The sequence below is a fragment of the Tunturibacter psychrotolerans genome, from assembly GCF_040359615.1.
Lineage (GTDB): Bacteria > Acidobacteriota > Terriglobia > Terriglobales > Acidobacteriaceae > Edaphobacter > Edaphobacter psychrotolerans.
The window spans coordinates 3,094,315-3,113,436 of sequence record NZ_CP132942.1 but is presented as its reverse complement, the minus strand read 5'-3'; the positions used below and the strand labels follow the sequence as shown (position 1 = coordinate 3,113,436).

Here is a 19,122-nt window from a genome sequence, read left to right as displayed (position 1 = left end):
TCTCGTTGCGTTTCTTTCACTAATTTCCGCTCCAGATGGCAAGACTTATTTCTCAACAGCGATTCCAGCTCGTTCAAGGACGAGTCTCGCCTTGCGTGCAACGGCTTCATCCACCATCTGGTGATCCACAGAACCTACACCCTTCTGGTTCACGACAAGAATCTGGCGTGCCTTGGCTACTTGTTGTTCGTTCGGGGTTAAGACCTCATTGATGATTGCAATTTGTGCCGGGTGGATTGCACATTTGCCGTGAAATCCCAGACTCTCCGAGGCTTTCGTCTCCTGCTTGAGGCCTTCTGTGTCCCCAATATTGAAATAGGGCGAATCCAAGAGCGCTATCCCGGTTGATGCAGCAGATTGAACGACGCGCGACCGTACCCAAAGCAGGGGCTCCCACGCAGTTTCCGCCCCAAGATCCGCGGCCATGTCCGCCGCGCCGAAGAGCAAGGCAGCTGGCTTGGCGTCTCCTCGGACTATCTCATCAAGAGCCCCCACACCCTTGGCGCTCTCGATAAGCGCGATAATCTGCGCCGTCTTGCCCGTCTCTCGCAGCAGATTTCCTACCAAGCCAATGAGAGCGGACGATCCGCATTTCGGTAAGATCAGATAATCAGGATCGGCCGGAGAGCTTAATAGAGCCTCTAGGTCATCGAACCCGAACATCGTGTCCGGGGAATTAATTCTCAGCGCACAAGGGAGATGGTCTGCGTGAGTCACTGCAAGGTAGCGAAGTGCTGCCTCGCGCGCTTCTTTCTTTGCGGAAGGCGCCACTGCGTCTTCAAGATCAACGATCAGGGCGTCGGCGTGTACCTCGGCTGCACGGGCAAATCTGTCAGATTTGGTCGCTGGTGTGAACAGCCAACTCTTCAGCGAAAGAATCGATTGTTGCAACTTCGGAAGCGTCATCACGGCTCCTTCAAGCGTTCTCAACTGATCTCAACGCCGATCAATAACGGTCGACCGTCATTCCGTCTGGTTCATATTGGAGGCGGCAGAAATGGGAGATCATCGCAGCCGATCAGGCAATCGGATTCTCCTCGAACAACCGGGCGACCATTGCCGAGTCGAGGTAGGCACGAACTCGCACGATCAATCCCTCTCGGAAATAAACTACCCAGCAGTAGCGATTGTCGAAGCGCATGCCGTTCTTTGCTGTCGCTAGAGAATGAAGTTCAACTACCGCCTCGTCGTCCTTTACGATCAAATCCTCCACATGGAGCTGCGCGCCGTGTGGGAGAACCTGGCTCAACTTGGAGAAGGTGCCCTCCGTGAAAGCCTTCTTGCTACAGTAGTGACCGGCGAGGGGGTGGGTGCCCATCACTGTCCAGGCGACGTCGTCGGCTACCCGTTCGAAGAACGCAGCGCCGTCGCCGTTCTCAAGTCCCTTGAAGATCTCCCGAACACTGTCTGATGTAATTGCCATTTGAATCTCTCCTTGTCGTTTGCTATCTGTCTTCTGCGCTTTCGCAATTAGATAAAGCAGGTATCCTGCCATTTGCTAAGGTGCTGAGAAGAGACAGCGTCATCATCAGATTCATGCTGCATCCTCAGCAAAATGACGAGCGCTCAGCAGAAGTGCTGAAATCAAAAACTGAATCAGCAACGGATGGACTAACCTTTCGAGGGCGCTTGGTCTGGGCAGACGGAAAGAGAATGTGATGGCAGGAGCCGCTCGTCGGAAACGAGAGCCGTCCCATTGGAAGGATTGAGGTTTCAGACCGTACTTGTTGATTCACAGACGTCTGATCGTCGATTCAACCGTTTGTCGGGGAATCCCAAGTTTTTCGCAGCGCGCCAGGGCAAGGATGGTTGGCGAATAAACATCGGTGATCGCGCAGATTCCGCTCATCTTCCTGCAGTTTCTGCTCGGCGTTTCCGGTAATCGATATCGGCGTTGATTCCATACCAGCGGACGACGTTGCCTTGTTCAATTGCCCGGACGACACGAACGAATCAGATGTTATCCGAAACTTGCGGCTGTGCCCCTTCGGCTCGCTCGCGAAGAATCCACTCGCGCACATAAGGAGGACAATGAACCAATGCAATCCCCCCGTTCTCGCAGTCACTTAAGAATCGTACAACCTCAACGTCCACAAGAGTGACCTCACCCAAGTCCAGGAGTATGTGAACGTTGTGATCGTCCATTTGAGCCCGTATGTTGGCGATATTGTCCGATTGAATTCGGCCACTGAACCGCAGGCTCGTAGTGTCTCCGTCCGACTCCTTTTCAATCCTCAACATTGGTTGACCATTCCTTTCGGGCGCGGTCGTGGGCTACCGATACGAGAGCATGGCCCCGCGTGGCGAAGCGGTCGGCATAGACAACGCCAATCCCATTGAAAGCGCGAGTAATCCGGATGGAAGGTGAAGAAGTCATTACTTGCTCCTCTTTATCAACTCATCACCGGTAACAGATTCGCGAATCCACGTTCCTGCAGTATCCGGGTAGGCATGGCGAGGGCCATTCGTAAACAACTGAAGCAAAATGGACTACATCAATTCTTCGTGCTGCCTTTTCGGCAAAATGACGAGGACTCAGCCAGTTGCCTGGCTCCTGAACCTGAGGCTAGCTGTTGATAGCTGTACGTGCCCGAAGCGCACGGAGAGCAGAACGTCATGTGACCGGCAATCGCTGGATGCTGTACACATGCTTGGGCATCAAATCCCCTAAATAGTGGTATCCGATACGCACCAGTCACTGGCGTTGAAAATCCATTCCTTTGGGGGATACAATCTTCCGAACCTTCCTTGATACTCACTTCAAAAGTATCGAGCATGGCAGACATGGCTCGATCCAAGCGAAGGCACGTAGCAATCCCTGAACGCCCGAGACAATTCGAAGCTCGAATACGGAAAGACTGCGACTGCCATAAGCGCAATTGGCTCGGGGGATCCACATGACTACATTGCCACTTGGGATTCCATTTTCGCAAGACGCGCGGGATCTGGGAGCTGCAGCCGTGGCGACGAGGACACCTTCCGGAACAAAGCCTTCTGGGTACGTGCTCGTACCCCTCCGGGAAGCTGCGGACTTCACCCTTTACCGCGGCCGGCAGCAGGACAACCCATCCCCCGTTCTGGTAGTGGCGCTCGCGGCAGAACACCCATCGCCTCAGAGTCTCCGGCGGCTGGAGCACGAATACTCGCTCGCAGGCGAAGTCGATTCCGCATGGGCAGCCAAGCCTCTGGCGCTCACTCGTCACGAAGGGCGAGCGATCCTCGTACTCAAAGACCCTGGCGGTGATCCTCTGGATCTGATTCTTGAGCGAGGCCAGGGACAACCGCTCGATCTGACCCGCGCCCTGCGCATCGCGATCGGCTTGACGGCGGCGCTCTGCCAAGTCCATCGGCACGGACTCATACATAAGGACATCAAGCCTGAAAACGTGCTCGTCGACGACGCCGACTGCGTATGGCTTACTGGCTTCGGAGTTGCATCGCGGTTGCCCCGCGAGCTCCAGCCGCCCGCACCGCCGGAGATTATTTCCGGCACGCTGGCCTACATGGCACCCGAGCAGACCGGCCGCATGAACCGTTCGGTCGATGCCCGAAGCGATTTTTACTCCCTGGGAGTCACCTTGTATCTGATGCTCACCGGCGCACTGCCATTTGACGCAGCCGACCCCCTGGAATGGGTCCACTGCCACATTGCACGCCGGCCGACACCGCCTCGGGATCGCGCTGCAGTGCCCGAGCCATTGTCTGCGATCGTTATGAAGCTCCTGGCCAAGAACGCCGAGGACCGTTATCAGACCGCTTTAGGCGTTGAGGCCGATCTTCAAAAGTGCTTCGGGGAATGGGAATCAAGAGGGTGCATTGAACCGTTCCAGCTGGGGACACACGATGTCCCAAACCAGTTGCTGATACCCGAGAAGCTTTACGGGAGGGAGCGCGAGGTCAATGCTCTGCTTGCGGCGTTCGAGCGTGTTGTTGCCGGCGGAAGGCCGGAATTGGTTCTTGTCTCCGGATACTCTGGCATTGGCAAATCCGCTGTTGTCAATGAACTTCGCAAATTCCTTGTTCCGCCGCGTGGCTTATTTGCGTCGGGTAAGTTCGACCAGTACAAGCGCGATATTCCTTACGCAACTGTAGCGCAAGCTTTCCAGAGCCTTTTGCGCCCACTGATGAGTAAGCCTGAAGGCCAGCTGAGCAAATGGCGGGATGACCTTCTATTGGCGTTAAGTCCGAATGGATCGCTCCTTATCGATCTCGTCCCTGAATTGAAGCTAATCATCGGAGAGCAGTCGCCTGTTGCCGCTTTACCGCCTCAAGACGCGAAAACTCGCTCCTATCTTGCATTTCGGCGGTTTATCAGCGTTTTCGCGCGCCCTGAACATCCGCTGGTCCTGTTTCTCGACGATTTGCAATGGCTTGACGTGGCAACACTCGACTTTCTAGAGGATTTGCTGGTCCAGCAGGATCTGGCACGCCTTCTCGTGGTCGGCGCTTATCGAGACAACGAGGTCGACTCGGAGCATCCGCTGATGCGGAAGCTGTCAGCAATCCGTCAAGCCGGAGCCGCTGAGCAGGAGATCCGTCTGACGCCGCTGAGCCCCGCCGATTTGGCACACTTGATTGCAGATGCCCTCCATTGTGAATCGCAGCCTGCGCTGTTGCTGGCGCAACTCTTGCACGAGAAGACTTCCGGCAACCCGTTTTTTGTCCGTCAGTTTATCCATGCCCTGGTTGAAGAGGGGCTCATCACTTTCGACCATAGAGATGCCCGATGGCGCTGGGATCTGGATGCCATTCGGGCTAAGGGTTATACCGACAACGTTGTAGACCTTATGGTTGCAAAACTGAACCGGCTTCCAGTTGCAATTCAAAAGGCCCTGCAGCAATTTGCCTGCATTGGAAACAGCGCCGAAGCCGCCACACTTTCTGCTGTTCTTGAGGCGTCCGAGCAAGAGACCGAAGCGGAACTATGGGAGGCTCTCCACCAGGAGCTGATTGTCCGCTCGGAGAACTCTTACCGGTTTGCGCACGACCGCATACAGGAAGCAGCCTATTCGCTTATTGCGGAAGAAGCCCGCGCTGAAGCACATCTACGAATCGGGCGATTGCTCCATGCGCACACCCCGCCTGAAAAGCGTGAGGAGGCCGTATTCGAGATCGTCAATCAGTTGAATCGCGGAGCTGAGCTCATCGTTTCAGAAGAGGAGCGTTTCCAGGTTGCTGAGTTGAACCTGATCGCCGGCAAACGGGCCAAGGGGTCTACCGCCTACGCCTCAGCTCTTCAGTATTTCGTCGCTGGCCAAGCGCTTTTGGCGGATGCGGCCTGGAAGCGCGACCACGATCTGATTTTCCAACTGGAATTGCAGCGGGCCGAATGCGAGTTCCTGACTGGCGAGCTGGCCATCGCGGCCAAGCGCGTGGAAATGCTTCGATCGCGTGCCTCAAATACCGTCGAACTAGCGATGGCCACGTGTCTGGGTATCGATGTTTATATGGCGATCTCTCAGACGAACCGTGCAATCGCTATCGGCCTCGACTACCTGCGCCATGTCGGTATCGACTGGCCGCTCCATCCAACGGAGGAACAAGTACGAAGCGAATACGAGCGGACCTGGTCAAAACTCGGAAGCCGCGCCATCGAGGAGGTCATTGATTTCCCGCTAATGAGCGACCCCACATCTATCGCGACTCTGGATGTTCTGACGAAGGTATTGAGCTCTGCAGTGTTTACGGATACGAATCTTTTTGCCCTGGTCGTCTGTGGGGCGGTTAGTCTCAGCATCGAGCACGGCAACAACGACGGTTCGTGCGTCCACTATGTTTGGCTTAGCTTCGTAGCGGGGCATAGGTTCGGCGACTACAAGAATGCACTTCGATTCGGTCAGCTCGGCTATGATCTGGTTGAAAAGCGTGGTTTGAAGCGCTTCCAGGCTGCGACCTATGCCGCTTTCGCAAATGGCATCATGCCATGGATGCAGCATCTCTCGGCTTGCTGTAATGTGACGCGTCAAGCCTTCGAGATTGCAAAGACAATCGGCGACCTCACCTACGCAGCGTACAGCCGTATCAGCCTGAACACCCTGCTTATCGCGACGGGAGATCCGCTCGCTGAAGTGCAAAGGGAAGTCGAGAATGGCCTTCGCTTTGCACAGAAGGCGAAGATCTGTTTCGCCGCTGACATGGCTAATCTGCAGCTCTGTCTTATCCGAACGCTCAGGGGCCTGACGACAAAATTCGGTTCCTTTGAGCATGCAGAGTTCGACGAAATAGGGTTCGAGCGTCGTCTGGAGAGCTACCCGCCGGCGGCCCGTTGGGGGTACTGGGTCCGAAAGCTACAAGCCCACTTCTTTGCCGGTGACTTTGCTTCTGCCATCGAGGCCTCATTGAAGGCCCGCCCGCTGCTTGCGACATTACCGAATTTTGCGCCGGCAGAGTATGAATTTTACAGCGCGCTTGCCCGTGCAGCGTTCTGCGATTCCGCAACGGCGTGCCAAAGCCGGGAGCATTACGATGCTCTCGAAGCTCACTACAAACACCTCCAAATATGGGCGGAAAACTGCCCGGAGAATTTCGAAAACCGCGCCGCTCTGGTGGGGGCGGAAATTGCGCGCATCGAAGGCCGCACGCTCGACGCCGAAAAACTTTACGAAGATGCCATCCGCTCCGCACAAGCGAATAGTTTTGTTCACAACGAAGCGCTCGCTAACGAATTGGCAGCGGGTTTCTATCGAGCCCGGGGATTGGAGAAGGTCGCAAAGGCGTATTTGAAGGAGGCTCGGTCTCTCTATGCGCGTTGGGGAGCCGACGGAAAAGTAAAGCAACTCGACGAACTCTACCCGCGCCTTCGCGACGAACGGACTCACACCTCCTCGACCGCGATTGCGCCACTGGCAGGGCAACTCGACGTCGAGACTGTGGTTAAAGCTTCGCAGGCACTTTCGAGTGAGATGGTCCTCTCCAGTCTCATCGAGAAGCTCGTGCGAATCGCGGTGGAGCATGCCGGGGCCGAGCGGGGTTTGTTGATCCTGATTCGGGACCGCGAGCCGTGGATAGAAGCCGAAGCCACTACTGGTCCGGGCAGGATCGAGCTGGTCGTTCGCCAGGAGCAGGTTACACCGTCTGATCTCCCTCAATCCGCGCTGCATTACGTGATCCGGACGCAGGAGAGCGTGCTTCTGGATGATGCTTCGGCCGACGAGGTGTATTCAAAGGACGAATATGTGCGGCAGAAGCGCTCCAGGTCCATCTTCTGCCTGCCCATCGTCGAGCGGGCGCAGCTTGTCGGCGCACTCTATCTGGAGAACAATCTGACTGCGTGCGCCTTCACGCCGGACCGGGTTGCCGTGCTGCAGTTCCTGGCTTCACAAGCCGCAATTTCGCTCGAGAACGCCAGCCTCTATTCAGATCTGCAACGCAGCGAAGCTTTCCTCACTGAAGGGCAGAGCATAAGCCACACTGGCAGCTTCGGCTGGAGAGTGGCCAGCGGAGAAATCTACTGGTCGGCGGAAACCTACAATATCTTTGAACTCGATCGAGCGGTAAAGCCTACGCTGGAGATGATACTGCCGCGATATCATCCCGACGACAAAGATCTCGTGCAGCAAACCCTCGACCGAGCGTGTGAAGCAAAAGCCGACTTTGATCTTGAACACCGTTTGCTGATGCCGGACGGTTCAATCAAGCACCTCCACATTTCCGCTCGCGTGTTGACGACCTCATCTGGGAACCTTGAATTTGTAGGTGCCGTGACCGATATCACCGCAGCAAAACAGGCGGAGGAGAAGAGCCGGCGAGATGATCACGAACTTCGCCACATTGCCGATGCCATAGCGCAAGTGATTGTCGTCTTGGGTCCCAATGGCCGGCCGGTCTATGCAAATCGAGTAGCGCTCGAGTACACCGGTTTGTCGATTGAGGAGGTGCGGGCGGAAAGTTTCCGCGATCGCGTCGTTCATCCTGAAGACACCGAGATGTTCAAAGAAGTACGGCAAAACGCGCTCCTAAATGGTGTTCCGTTTGAGACCGAACAGCGGGTTCTCGGAAAAGACGGCAAGTATCGTTGGTTCCTCCTTCGTTATAACCCCTTCCGCGACGAAGAGGGACGCCTCGTGCGCTGGTATGCGACAGCAGTAGACATTGAGGATCGCAAGGTGGCGGAGCAGCGCATCCAAAACGAGAACGTTACGTTGCGCGAAGAAATCGATCGCTTCTCGATGTTTGAGGAAATTGTAGGTTCATGCGAACCCATGCGCCAGGTGTTGAAGCAAGTGGCAAAAGTCGCACCGTCGGGTTCGACCGTTCTCATCCTCGGCGAAACCGGAACAGGTAAAGAACTGATTGCGCGCGCGCTCCATCGGAGATCGAACCGTGCAGCGAGAGCCTTCGTCCGTGTGAACTGCGCCGCCATCCCTCAATCACTGATTGCCTCTGAGCTTTTCGGGCACGAGAAAGGCGCCTTCACGGGCGCCCTGCAGAGACGTCTGGGAAGATTTGAATCCGCTGACGGCGGGACACTGTTCCTTGATGAAATCGGCGATCTCCCGATGGAGACGCAGATCGCGCTCCTGCGCGTGCTACAGGAGCGCGAGTTTGAGCGAGTGGGAAGCAACCATCCGATTCCGGTAGACGTCCGGCTAATAGCAGCCACGAACCGGGATCTGCCTGCTGCCGTCGCTGCTGGAACCTTCCGCCAGGATCTTTTCTACAGACTCCATGTTGTTCCGATTGTTGTTCCACCGCTCCGCGAGCGAGCGGCGGATATTCCATTGCTCGTCGAATATTTCGTTGGGCGTTACGCTAAGGCGGCAGGCAAGAAAATCCAACATATCGGTAGGCAAACACTGGAGCAGTTAACAGCCTACGGCTGGCCAGGTAATATCCGTGAATTGCAGAATGTCGTGGAACGGGCGGTCATTCTAGGTGAAACGGACACATTCTTCGTTGATGAGAGCTGGCTAAAACGTGAGTCGGCAGAGTCTCGGCAGCCGCGCGAAGGGCTTTCGACGCTGTCAGATCGCGAAGTAGGGATGATCGAAGCTGCCCTCGCTGACTGCCATGGCCGCATTTCCGGACCTTCAGGCGCGGCTGCCAAACTCGGGATTCCGCGACAAACACTTGAATCGAAAATCAGGCGTTTGAAAATTAGCAAGTACGATCTGAAACATCAATCGTCCTAATTGGAAAGGCTCTCGCTCCCGACGAGCGGCGCCTGCCCCCAAATTCTCTTGTCTATCCTTGGACTCGAAAAGTAAGTCCATCCGTCGCCGGTCAGTCTTTGGTTTCCGCACGTTCTGCTGAGCGCTCGTCATTTTGCTGAGCGTGCAGCATGGCTCTGATGATGAAGCCAGCTCGTTTTCAGCAACTTAGCAATTGGCACGATACCTGCTTATCTAATTGCAAAGCGCAGAAGACAAATCGCAAAGGACAAGGAGAGTTTCAAATGGCAATTACATCAGACAGTGTTCGCGAGATCTTCAAGGGACTTGAGAACGGCGAAGGAAGCTGCGTTCTTCGAAGGGTAAGGCATCAGAGGCAACCGTTGGATGAGAGCCTCACCAGCAGTGACGGTCTGAGTCTTTGAAAACGCGCTGCAGAACTCAACAAAGAAGCAACTGGAGATAGGTATGGTCAATAAATTTGCCCTATTCGCCACGATGTTGTGTGCTGCTGCCTTATCGAGCACACCGAAGTTACAAGCTCAGAAGTCTGAAGTGAAGAACATCGTCCTCGTCCACGGTGCCTGGGCGGACGGTTCGGGATGGAAAGGCGTCTACAACATTCTCGTCAGGGACGGCTTCAATGTCAGCATCGCCCAAGAGCCGGAGACGTCCTTCCACGATGATGTGACCGCCGTGAAGCGGATCCTCGCGCTGCAAGACGGACCGAGCATCCTTGTCGCCCACAGCTATGGGGGATCCGTGATTACGGAAGCAGGCACGGATCCATCAGTTGCCGGATTGGTGTACGTTGCAGCGCACATGCCAGACGCTGGGGAAAACGAAGGAGACGACGGGAAGCGCTTTCCGAGTGACCTCGGCAAGTCTAGTGCGCTCAAGAAGACGCCAGATGGATTCACGTACCTCGATCCCGCGCAGTTTCGTGAGTACTTTGCAGCCGATCTTTCTGCGGAGCAGGCGGCATTCATGGCGCGATCGCAGGTACTCAACGCGGCGGAGAATTTCAAGGCAGTCATCACGACGGCGGCGTGGAGAAGCAAACCAAGCTGGATGTTGGTAGCGTCAAAAGACAGAACCATCAACCCTGACCTTGAACGATGGTATGCCAAGCGAGCTCATAGCCACACGGTCGAAGTCGCGGGCGCCAGCCATTGCGTCTATGTGTCGCATCCCAAGGAAGTTGCAGTTGTAATTGAGAATGCTGCACGTGCGGTCTCGAAGTAGTTCGGACTACTATATGCACCCGACGCCTATCCAATCCATGCGCGCCCAAGATGCTATCGCCTGCGGTTAGACCGTAAGAATGGACGATCCCAATGACTCAACCAATACTGGCAAACAACGAAACTGTAATCAGCCACAGTTTAAAGGAGATGAGCGACGAGTGGTTGGTCGTGGCCGCACAAGACGGAAATGTCAACGCCTTCGCTGAACTCAGAGACCGTCACTTCCGTGCAATCCTGCGAACGACATATCGGATCACCAGAAACCGGGAAGATTCGGAGGATGCACTCCAGGATTCTTTTCTTAAGGCATTTACTCATCTGAATAGTTTTGAAGGCAGATCCAGTTTTTCGTTGTGGATCACCAGAATCGCAATCAACACGTCGCTTACGATTTTGAGAAAGAAACGCGCAAACAATGACCAGTCGATCGACGTTGACGACAATTGTTGCGGATCCGATGATAGATGGGAAATGCGGGACCTCAGGGAAGATCCTGAGCGCGTCTATACGAGACACGAAAGATCGGAATTGCTCAGGGAAGCAATTGTTCGGTTGCGTCCGTATCTTCGAAATGCAGTGGAACTTCGATATTCGCAGGAGTATTCAATGCAGGAGATAGCTGATTCTCTCGGCATTTCCAAGGCGTCTGCTAAATCGCGACTCTTGCGTGCGAGGTTGTCCTTGCGCACCTTATTACGCGATAACAACCTGAAGTCTTATCAGACGATCAATCTGCTGACCGTTCATGAGATATCAATCTTGTGGAAAGCCAGTGCGGATGCGAGAGTGTCCGATTTGCTAGAAAATTAGGGCATGTCAACAAATGAGAGTGGAGAACCGCATCATGAAAACAAACTTCAGCTTGAGTGAGCAGACGCAACAGCAGCGTCCGGTCTCCTGGACGACTCGTCGCGATGAGAAAGCGCGACGCATGCAGTCAGTCGAGCCATGGATGAAGGGGCCAGTATTAGCACAGGAAAAGATCGTTGAAGCCCTTGAGTCGGTCATAGCATCGGGTGACAGAATCGTCATGGAGGGTGACAATCAGAAACAAGCCGACTTTTTGTCCCGGTCCCTTGTGCAGGTCGATGCGAAGAAGATCCGCGACCTTCACCTCATCATTTCAAGCATCAGCCGGCCCGAGCATCTGACACTCTTTGAGCTCGGTATCGCGAAGAAAGTGGACTTCGCGTTTGCGGGACCCCAGAGCCTTCGAGTAGCCCAGCTTCTGGAGGATGGCGTCCTCGAGATCGGTGCAATTCACACTTATGTTGAGCTTTATGCCCGACTACTCGTTGACCTTGTCCCTAACGTCGTATTGGTATGCGCCGAACAGGCTGACCAGGAAGGAAACCTGTTTACAGGCCCAAACACTGAAGATACGCCGGTGATTGTGGAGGCCGCAGCCTTTCACGATGCGATTGTTATCGTCCAGGTAAACCAGATCGTTGACAAGCTCCCACGCGTAGACATTCCAGCGTCCTGGGTGGACATTGTTGTGGAAGCCGACAAACCCTTCGCAGTCGAGCCGCTCTTTACCCGCGACCCTCGCCACATCACTGAGCTTCAAATCCTTACCGGAATGATGGTCATTCGTGGTGTCTATGAACGGCACCAGGTCCAGTCGCTCAATCACGGCATCGGCTTCGATACCGCGGCCATCGAACTGTTGCTGCCGACGTATGGAGAGTCGTTGGGACTGCGCGGGAAAATCTGCCGGCACTTCGCGCTCAATCCGCATCCGACGCTTATCCCGGCCATCGAGAGCGGCTGGGTCCAGAGCGTCCACTCATTTGGCAGCGAAGTCGGCATGGATGACTACATTCGCGCCAGACCCGATATCTTCTTTAACGGCCGTGACGGAAGTCTCCGCTCCAACCGTGTGTTGTGCCAGCTTGCCGGACAGTACGCGGTCGACGCCTTTATCGGTGCAACCCTGCAGATGGATGGCGATGCCAATTCATCGACCGTAACAACTGGCCGTCTGGCCGGTTTCGGGGGCGCGCCGAATATGGGACATGACCCCCACGGGCGCCGTCATTCGACACCTGCGTGGCTCGACCTCAAAACGGACCCGAGCCCGAACGCTCGCGGCAGAAAACTTGTCGTCCAGACTCTGGAGACCTTCTCCAAAGGTGGAGTTCCTGCCTTCGTCGAAACGCTCGATGCGGTTGAAGTTGGAAAGAAAGCTGGCATGCCCATCACGCCGATCATGATCTATGGCGATGATGTCAGCCATGTCGTCACTGAGGAAGGGATCGCTTACCTCTATAAGACGGAAGGAATCGAGGAGCGCCGTCGAGCATTAGCAGCCGTTGCAGGCATTAGCCCCGTTGGTCTGAATGCTAAGCCCGCGGAGACGGCTGAACTTCGTCGCAAAGGCATTGTTGCATACCCGGAAGACATTGGAGTGCAGCGGCTCCAGGCAAATCGCGCCCTTCTCGCGGCCCGCAGTATGGAAGACCTGGTCGCCTGGTCCGGTGGTCTGTATCAACCTCCCGCAAAGTTCAGGAGCTGGTAATGGCAAACGTACTTCCAATTCTTCGACAGGTCGCACCTGTTCGAGAAGTGTTTGCCGCCGAGCATCTCGCGGAATTGGCACGGCAGGCGCTGGTCGCCGAAGCTGAACTCACTCCGAAGCCAGGGCTGGTGGATCGAAGAGGAACTGGAGCGCACTCCGATCTTTCGTTAGATCTTATGCGGCGATCTGCGTCAGCGATAGCTCCCTTCTTTGCAGATATGGCGACGGCTGCGCAATCCATGCCATTCAGCAATGCATTGCGTACCGAGGTTGCCGCCATCGGACGCGCTGCTGAATTCGCGATGCTTCAGGTAACTGGTGGAAGCAACTCCCACAAAGGAGCGATCTGGATTCTGGGCCTGCTGGTAACGGCAGCAGGCCAGGACATCGAATCAAATCCGGACACGATCGCGAAAGGTGCCGGCCTTCTGGCATCTTTGCCGGATAGCGTTCGCCCCCAACTGGTATCGCACGGCGACATGGTTCGAGCCCGTTATGGCGTGACCGGAGCGCGCGGTGAAGCCATTGCAAACTTTCCCCACATCGTTCACGTCGGCCTCCCCGCTCTGCTTGCGGCAAGAAAGAAAGGCTGCACAGAAACGAATAGCAGATTGTCAGCGCTTCTCGACATCATGGCTCGCCTCGATGATACCTGCGTTCTTTATCGTGGCGGGGCGGAGGGACTGACAATCGTACAGAAGGGCGCTTCAGACATTCTGCACGCAGGCGGTCCCGGAAGCGCCGCTGGAGATCAGGCAATGCTCCAGCTCGATCACGAACTTTTTATCCGAACCATTTCTCCGGGGGGCAGTGCGGATATTCTGGCCGCCACTCTCTTTTTGGACGCCCTGGAACGAGGTCAATATGCAGTGCAAGAGGACAATAGTCTTTCGGAGGGAGATCCCTATGGAGCAAATTGAGTTCGACTATCCGGCGGCAAAACGTCGCATCACGAAGAGGGCTCATATTGGAGTCGTCGGCTCCGGTGATATGGAAGTTCTCATGGAGCCGGCACAGAGCGAAGGTGCCCACGTCTCGATCACGACGAGCGTAGATGGCTTTCAGAGTTCCTGGAAGGCTGTATTCGATCGCTTCTTCTCAAAGTTCGACGGAGCCGTACGCATCCGGATCAACGATGCCGGCGCAACTCCAGGAAGCGTCATGCTTCGGCTGGAACAAGCGGTGGAGGTGATAAGTCAATGAGCCAGACAAGTATCATTCCGGAATTCGTAAGCCGTAAAAGCTTCATTGAACTTGACGGCCGCAAACGGGCCCAGAGCCTGTTCGACGAGGGCACCTGGAAGGAACTGGTTGACCCTTTCGAACGAAGGGAGTCTCCGTGGCTGCCAATGCAAGGCATCGCGCCACAGTTTGACGACGGTTGCATCGTGATCAAGGGTAGGATCGGCGGCATGCCCGCTGTCGCCATCGCCCTGGAAGGAGCCTTTCAGGGCGGCAGTATCGGAGAAATCTCCGGTGCAAAGATGGCCGCGGCCCTTGATCTCGCCACCAAAGACTCAGTAGCTGGTAAAAGGACAGCTGCCATTCTTTTGCTCGAGACCGGCGGAGTTCGTCTGCAGGAAGCCAATCTTGGATTAGCGGCTGTAGCCGAAGTGATCTCGTCAGTGCTCGCCTTACGTCCACATGCTCCAGTGATTACCTTGATTGCCGGCACAGTTGGCTGCTTCGGGGGCATGTCCCTTGCAGCCGGAGTATCGAGCTACGTTGTGATGACACGCGAGGCGCGACTCGGTCTCAATGGCCCTGAGGTCATCGAGCAGGAGTCGGGTATTGACGAATTCGATTCCTCCGACAGAGCGCTCATCTGGGCCATTCACGGTGGAGAACAGCGTGTTGGGATGGGCCTGGCCGATGCCCTCGTCGAAGATGACGTCGAGAAGATCAAAGCCACAATCCGTAAATACGTCCAGGCTGATCTTCTACCCGAATACAGAAGCCAACAAGTAGAGCTCTACCGCGATCGAATCGCTGCCCTGGATACGTCTGCGCAGATCGATCCAATTAGCCTGCGCCGGGAATGGAACAACACAACAACGGGAGGGCTGCGATGAGTGAACACATCGGGTTGCGAGGAAGGGTTTGGTTTGAGGCGCTGACGGGTAACAATCAACCGATGTCCGGAGACCCCGGAACCGTTCTCGCTTCTAATTCTCAGATCGGCGATGAGATCGCATTGTTCCTTTGTGTCATACCTAATCCGTCCAGCCGCTTTCCGTGTGTGCGAGATGGTCAGGTGGGTCTCGAGGAAGCGTTCACCCTGGCTCATCACCTGCGTAGAGTTATAGCCGAAGATCATGAAAAGCCCAGAGCACAAAAGCGTACAGTGATCGCGATCGTCGACGTTAAGAGCCAGGCTTATGGGCGCCGCGAAGAGACGGCCGGGATATTCTTCGCCGCGGCAGCGTCCTCCGATGCCTATGCTTCGGCGCGGATGGCTGGACATCCCGTGATCTCGCTTGTCGCGGGACAAGCTTTCTCCGGCGGATTTCTTACTCATGGCTATCAAGCGAATCGCATCCTATCCTTCGATGATTCTGGCATTGTGATTCACGCGATGCACAAGGAAGCGGCGGCGAGAATCACGCGTCGCTCGGTCGATGAACTCGAAGAGCTTGGGCATCAGATTGCTCCGATGTCTTATGACGTCCACGACTACGCCAGGCTTGGACTGCTCTACAAATTGCTTCACGTGGACGATCCCCAGAATCCCCCAGCGGCCGACGTCGAAGCTATCAAGCATGAGCTGATCGGCGCTATTCAGGATGCACGCCGCGGTGCAACCGACCTCAGCAGCCGGCTTCAGTCCGATGCTGCTAAGCAGACGCGGAAGGCTGGGATTGCCGTCCGCGCTGCGCTGGAAGCACAGTGGCAGAACGCATAGGGAGCCGTCGTGACGAAGGTTTTACTTGACACACTCATCCCGATATTCGCCGGACTGCTTCTCGGATATGTCGCAGGCCGGCGCGGTACGATGGACAACCGGAATGTCCGCAATCTGATCGTGCTGGTGATGAGCTTTGCGATTCCCTGCGCTCTGTTCTCAACGATTATTGGCTCATCGCAAGCTGATTTGCTACGCCATGTCCCCGCGGCCCTGATGATCACGCTGGTCTTCTGTGTCCTGTATCTGATTAGCTACATTTGGGCGCGCAGAGGGCTGAGCATGTCGCTTTCTGATGCCTCCGTATTAGCTCTTACCATTGGCTTCCCAAATTCGGCCGCAATCGCTCTTCCGTTATTCAAGGGAGCCTACGGTTCCGAATCGACCATCACTGCTGCATTGTCGATCGCAATCGGGTCGATCACGATCTCGCCTCTCACCTTAGCGCTTCTCGAAGCCGACAAGCAGTCCGGTGGACGCGATATCTCCATAGCGCAGATCTTGCGTAGCTTTCCTCACGCTCTTTTACGTCCGGTTGTCTGGGCCCCTCTATTGGCTTTGGTTGGAGCCTTCTTCGACATTCATCTGCCTACGTTTGTCGAAGGCACACTCACGACATTAGGCAGCGCCGCGACCGGCTCTGCGCTTGTCCTTACCGGTTTGGTCGTCTCCGCGCAGAGCTTCCGATTCACCGGCGGTGTCGCAATCACCACACTTCTAAAGCTTGTGGGACAGCCATTATTCGCCTTATGCATGATGCTGTTATTTCGGATGGATCACGACGATCTGCGGAACATCACCGTGATCAGCGCCATTCCCGGCGGTTTCTTTGGCCTAGTCTTCGGCAAAGGCTTCGATTCAACCCCGGAGATTGCCAGCTCGGGATTGATCGGTACTTATCTCTTCGGCTGGGCCACCCTGGCACTCTGGATGCTGTTTGCGGCAAGGCTCTTCTGAGGCGCCCATGCTTCCGACTGATCAATATTCGCCTCGCATCCACGACCTTCTCCTTCTACGAGCAGGCATTGTGAGTTCCGCAGGCGTGGCCAAACCGGCATGGGTTAGCTACTCCCCAGCCAGCAATCTCTGGGTTGTGGTGCGTCGAGCGATCGCTCCGGACGGACTCGTAGCCGTAGGAATACGCGGCATCAATCGACAGCAGCGTTGGGGCGGTTTCGCTGATGTTGCAGACGTAAAAGAGAGACTTCGACCTTCACAGCTTTCTCTTCACATGGCATCTCGCACCCGCATCGTGCTTCCCGCGCTCGCGGCTCTGGTCTGGCTCGAAGAGCAACTGGATAAAAGCGAACTGGATTGGGGCCCAGTAGGCAGCGTTGGCTTTGAGCTCGCGACCGGCCAGCAGGTTGTAACCGCAACCAGCGATCTCGATCTCGTTCTGTTCACTCCGACGCGATTCACCCGAGACACCGCACGCGATCTCTGGAGTTTCATGAGTGCGGCTCCATCAAAAGTTGATGTACGTGTAGAAACGCCATATTGTGGATTCTCGCTGGAAGAATACGCGAGAGAGGGTACGGAACAAGTCCTCGTACGGCTGCCTGCGAGCCGTATCCTTGCAGAGGATCCTTGGGCGATTTCTGTGAGCGAGGATAAGGAATGAAGACTGGACTGCTTTTCCCCGGACAGGGTTCGCGGCAAACCCAAATGCTCCACGACCTTGTTCCCTACCCCCGGAGTTGGGGAAACTTTATCTGAGGTCAGTCAAGCCCTGGGCCTCGACGTTCCAACGTTGGACACCCCCGAGGCTTTGCAATCTGCCGTCTCGGTTCAACTGGCCATTCTGACGACAGGCGTCGCTACGCAAGAGCACTTCAACAGAGCTGGCCTGCACCGTTGGCTGTCGCGGGCCTCTCGGTCGGAGCATTCTCGGCGGCGGTTGCTGCAGACTTGATATCGCTCTCAGACGCCGTGCATCTGGTGCGTTCGCGCGCGGAGCAAATGGAACAGATGTATCCTTCGGCTTTTCGTCCTGAATCGCAACGTACTTGTTGTGTGGCAGAACGGGACTGCCGTCCTGTGGCTTGCTATGGGCTGTGCTGATTTTCACGAGCTTGGGCCTAAGCGGCAAGGGTGACCGCGATCTGGGAATCCACCTTCGCCTGAAAGCTTGGGTTGGTTCATTACAAGCATCCTGCTTGCCGAGGTTAGAAAACAGAAGCTTGTTGTGCCCTCTCCGCTTGGGGCAATCGACACAGCTTCCGGCGATGGCCACAAGATGTGCGTCGCGTTTGTCGAAGGGTGAGTCTTTGAAGCCATATCCTCAGCCGGAATACGGTCAGGTGTCTGAAACCACCTGCGCGCTGCCCCGAAGATGATGGCCCAGGCGGCCGTGGTCGCCAGTAGTTCGAGATCCGCGCAGGGGACTTATCTCATGATTGCCCGCCCCACGGAACATCTCCTCCCCGACTGCGATGCCTGAAATCGAAAATCAAGACACTTGAGAATCAGGAGCTACGTCTAATTGGGACGGCTCTCGCTTCCAACGAGCGGCCCCTGCCATCAATTCCCTTTTCCCTCCCTGAATAGACCAACGCACCTCGAAAGGTGAGTCCCTCCGTTGCTGCTGAGTTCTTGAGTCAGGCACGTTCCGCTGAGCGTTCGTCATTTTGCTGAGTCTGAAGCATGAATCTGATGGTGACGCTGTCTCTTTTCAATGCCTTAGCAATTGGCATGATTCCTGCATATCTAAATGCGAAAGCGCACGAGATAGATGGCCACGGTTAAGGAGCGATTCAAATGGAAGTTACATCAGAGAGCGTTCGCGAGATCTTCAAGGGACTTGAGAACGGCAACGGTGCCGCGTTCTTCGAACGGGTAGCAGACGACGTCGACTGGGCAGTGATGGGCACCCATCCGCTCGCCGGCCACTACCGTAGCAAGAAGGCTTTCACGGAGGGTACCTTCGCCAAGTTGGGCCAAGTTCTCCCACAGGGCGCGCAGCTCCATGTGGAGGATTTGCTCGTAAAGGACGATGTAGCGGTATTTGAACTTCACTCTCTCGCGACAGCCAAGAACGGCATGCGCTTCGACAACCGCTACTGCTGGGTAGTTTATTTCCGAAATGGCCTAATCGTGCGAGTTCGTGCCCATCTCGACTCGGCGCTGGCCGCCCGACTGTTCGAAGAGAATCCGATTACCCGATCGGCTGCGCCGATCTCCCATTTCCGCTGCCTCCAAGACAGACGAGACGAGATGACGGCCGACCGTTTCTGATCGGCGTTGAGGTTACCACCGCAAGATTTGTGGCCTACATCTTGCTTCCACTGGAATCGTTGCGTCGAGTCATAACGGCGATCTTCCAGCTCGGAAGCGTATCTCGCA

Annotated in this window: 14 protein-coding genes; 11 read left to right on the top strand and 3 right to left on the bottom strand. The window is 55.7% G+C overall.

Annotated elements, in window-relative coordinates; genetic code table 11:
• Positions 1 to 45 precede the first annotated feature (45 nt).
• The 3 genes from ripC to RBB77_RS12880 form a co-directional block, all read right to left on the bottom strand.
• Positions 46 to 906, bottom strand: coding sequence for an itaconate degradation C-C-lyase RipC (gene ripC / locus RBB77_RS12890; protein ID WP_353062163.1), 861 nt, complete (start codon positions 904 to 906; stop codon positions 46 to 48).
• Between the two features lie 112 nt (positions 907 to 1,018).
• On the bottom strand, positions 1,019 to 1,423 hold the full coding sequence (locus RBB77_RS12885; protein WP_353062162.1) for a nuclear transport factor 2 family protein: 405 nt from the start codon (positions 1,421 to 1,423) through the stop codon (positions 1,019 to 1,021).
• 804 nt (positions 1,424 to 2,227) lie between these two features.
• Positions 2,228 to 2,377: a hypothetical protein gene (locus RBB77_RS12880; RefSeq protein ID WP_353062161.1), complete on the bottom strand. Its 150-nt coding sequence runs from the start codon at positions 2,375 to 2,377 to the stop codon at positions 2,228 to 2,230.
• 520 nt (positions 2,378 to 2,897) lie between these two features.
• Here RBB77_RS12880 and RBB77_RS12875 point away from each other — a divergent pair.
• The 11 genes from RBB77_RS12875 (at position 2,898) to RBB77_RS12825 (ending at position 19,014) form a co-directional block, all read left to right on the top strand.
• Positions 2,898 to 9,131, top strand: coding sequence for a sigma 54-interacting transcriptional regulator (locus tag RBB77_RS12875; protein WP_353062160.1), 6,234 nt, complete (start codon positions 2,898 to 2,900; stop codon positions 9,129 to 9,131).
• A 447-nt stretch (positions 9,132 to 9,578) separates the two neighbouring features.
• A complete protein-coding gene (locus tag RBB77_RS12870) occupies positions 9,579 to 10,355 on the top strand; it encodes an alpha/beta hydrolase (protein WP_353062159.1) in 777 nt (258 codons plus the stop codon).
• A 92-nt stretch (positions 10,356 to 10,447) separates the two neighbouring features.
• Complete coding sequence (locus RBB77_RS12865; RefSeq protein WP_353062158.1) at positions 10,448 to 11,167, top strand: RNA polymerase sigma factor; 720 nt, start codon at positions 10,448 to 10,450, stop codon at positions 11,165 to 11,167.
• Positions 11,168 to 11,201: 34 nt separating this feature from the next.
• On the top strand, positions 11,202 to 12,878 hold the full coding sequence (gene mdcA, locus RBB77_RS12860; RefSeq protein WP_353062157.1) for a malonate decarboxylase subunit alpha: 1,677 nt from the start codon (positions 11,202 to 11,204) through the stop codon (positions 12,876 to 12,878).
• Entirely contained in the window at positions 12,878 to 13,798 is a 921-nt protein-coding gene (locus RBB77_RS12855) for a triphosphoribosyl-dephospho-CoA synthase (RefSeq protein WP_353062156.1), read from the top strand. Before mdcA ends, RBB77_RS12855 begins: the two co-directional genes overlap by 1 nt.
• Positions 13,785 to 14,081, top strand: a complete 297-nt coding sequence (locus tag RBB77_RS12850) for a malonate decarboxylase subunit delta (protein ID WP_353062155.1) — start codon at positions 13,785 to 13,787, stop codon at positions 14,079 to 14,081. The genes RBB77_RS12855 and RBB77_RS12850 overlap by 14 nt, the downstream gene beginning before the upstream one ends.
• Entirely contained in the window at positions 14,078 to 14,950 is an 873-nt protein-coding gene (locus tag RBB77_RS12845) for a biotin-independent malonate decarboxylase subunit beta (RefSeq protein ID WP_353062154.1), read from the top strand. The genes RBB77_RS12850 and RBB77_RS12845 overlap by 4 nt, the downstream gene beginning before the upstream one ends.
• Positions 14,947 to 15,780 carry a biotin-independent malonate decarboxylase subunit gamma gene (gene mdcE, locus RBB77_RS12840; protein ID WP_353062153.1) on the top strand — a complete coding sequence of 278 codons (834 nt, stop codon included), beginning with the start codon at positions 14,947 to 14,949 and terminating at the stop codon, positions 15,778 to 15,780. The genes RBB77_RS12845 and mdcE overlap by 4 nt, the downstream gene beginning before the upstream one ends.
• A 9-nt stretch (positions 15,781 to 15,789) precedes the next feature.
• A complete protein-coding gene (locus RBB77_RS12835) occupies positions 15,790 to 16,737 on the top strand; it encodes an AEC family transporter (protein WP_353062152.1) in 948 nt (315 codons plus the stop codon).
• A gap of 7 nt (positions 16,738 to 16,744) precedes the next feature.
• A complete protein-coding gene (locus RBB77_RS12830; protein WP_353062151.1) occupies positions 16,745 to 17,401 on the top strand; it encodes a malonate decarboxylase holo-ACP synthase in 657 nt (218 codons plus the stop codon).
• A gap of 1,136 nt (positions 17,402 to 18,537) precedes the next feature.
• A complete protein-coding gene (locus RBB77_RS12825; protein ID WP_353062150.1) occupies positions 18,538 to 19,014 on the top strand; it encodes a nuclear transport factor 2 family protein in 477 nt (158 codons plus the stop codon).
• Positions 19,015 to 19,122 lie beyond the last annotated feature (108 nt).

Coding starts and splice junctions, on each gene's coding strand:
- ripC (WP_353062163.1), bottom strand. CDS start 906: ATGACGCTTCCGAAGTTGCAACAATCGATTCTTTCGCTGAAGAGTTGG.
- RBB77_RS12885 (WP_353062162.1), bottom strand. CDS start 1,423: ATGGCAATTACATCAGACAGTGTTCGGGAGATCTTCAAGGGACTTGAG.
- RBB77_RS12880 (WP_353062161.1), bottom strand. CDS start 2,377: ATGACTTCTTCACCTTCCATCCGGATTACTCGCGCTTTCAATGGGATT.
- RBB77_RS12875 (WP_353062160.1), top strand. CDS start 2,898: ATGACTACATTGCCACTTGGGATTCCATTTTCGCAAGACGCGCGGGAT.
- RBB77_RS12870 (WP_353062159.1), top strand. CDS start 9,579: ATGGTCAATAAATTTGCCCTATTCGCCACGATGTTGTGTGCTGCTGCC.
- RBB77_RS12865 (WP_353062158.1), top strand. CDS start 10,448: ATGACTCAACCAATACTGGCAAACAACGAAACTGTAATCAGCCACAGT.
- mdcA (WP_353062157.1), top strand. CDS start 11,202: ATGAAAACAAACTTCAGCTTGAGTGAGCAGACGCAACAGCAGCGTCCG.
- RBB77_RS12855 (WP_353062156.1), top strand. CDS start 12,878: ATGGCAAACGTACTTCCAATTCTTCGACAGGTCGCACCTGTTCGAGAA.
- RBB77_RS12850 (WP_353062155.1), top strand. CDS start 13,785: ATGGAGCAAATTGAGTTCGACTATCCGGCGGCAAAACGTCGCATCACG.
- RBB77_RS12845 (WP_353062154.1), top strand. CDS start 14,078: ATGAGCCAGACAAGTATCATTCCGGAATTCGTAAGCCGTAAAAGCTTC.
- mdcE (WP_353062153.1), top strand. CDS start 14,947: ATGAGTGAACACATCGGGTTGCGAGGAAGGGTTTGGTTTGAGGCGCTG.
- RBB77_RS12830 (WP_353062151.1), top strand. CDS start 16,745: ATGCTTCCGACTGATCAATATTCGCCTCGCATCCACGACCTTCTCCTT.
- RBB77_RS12825 (WP_353062150.1), top strand. CDS start 18,538: ATGGAAGTTACATCAGAGAGCGTTCGCGAGATCTTCAAGGGACTTGAG.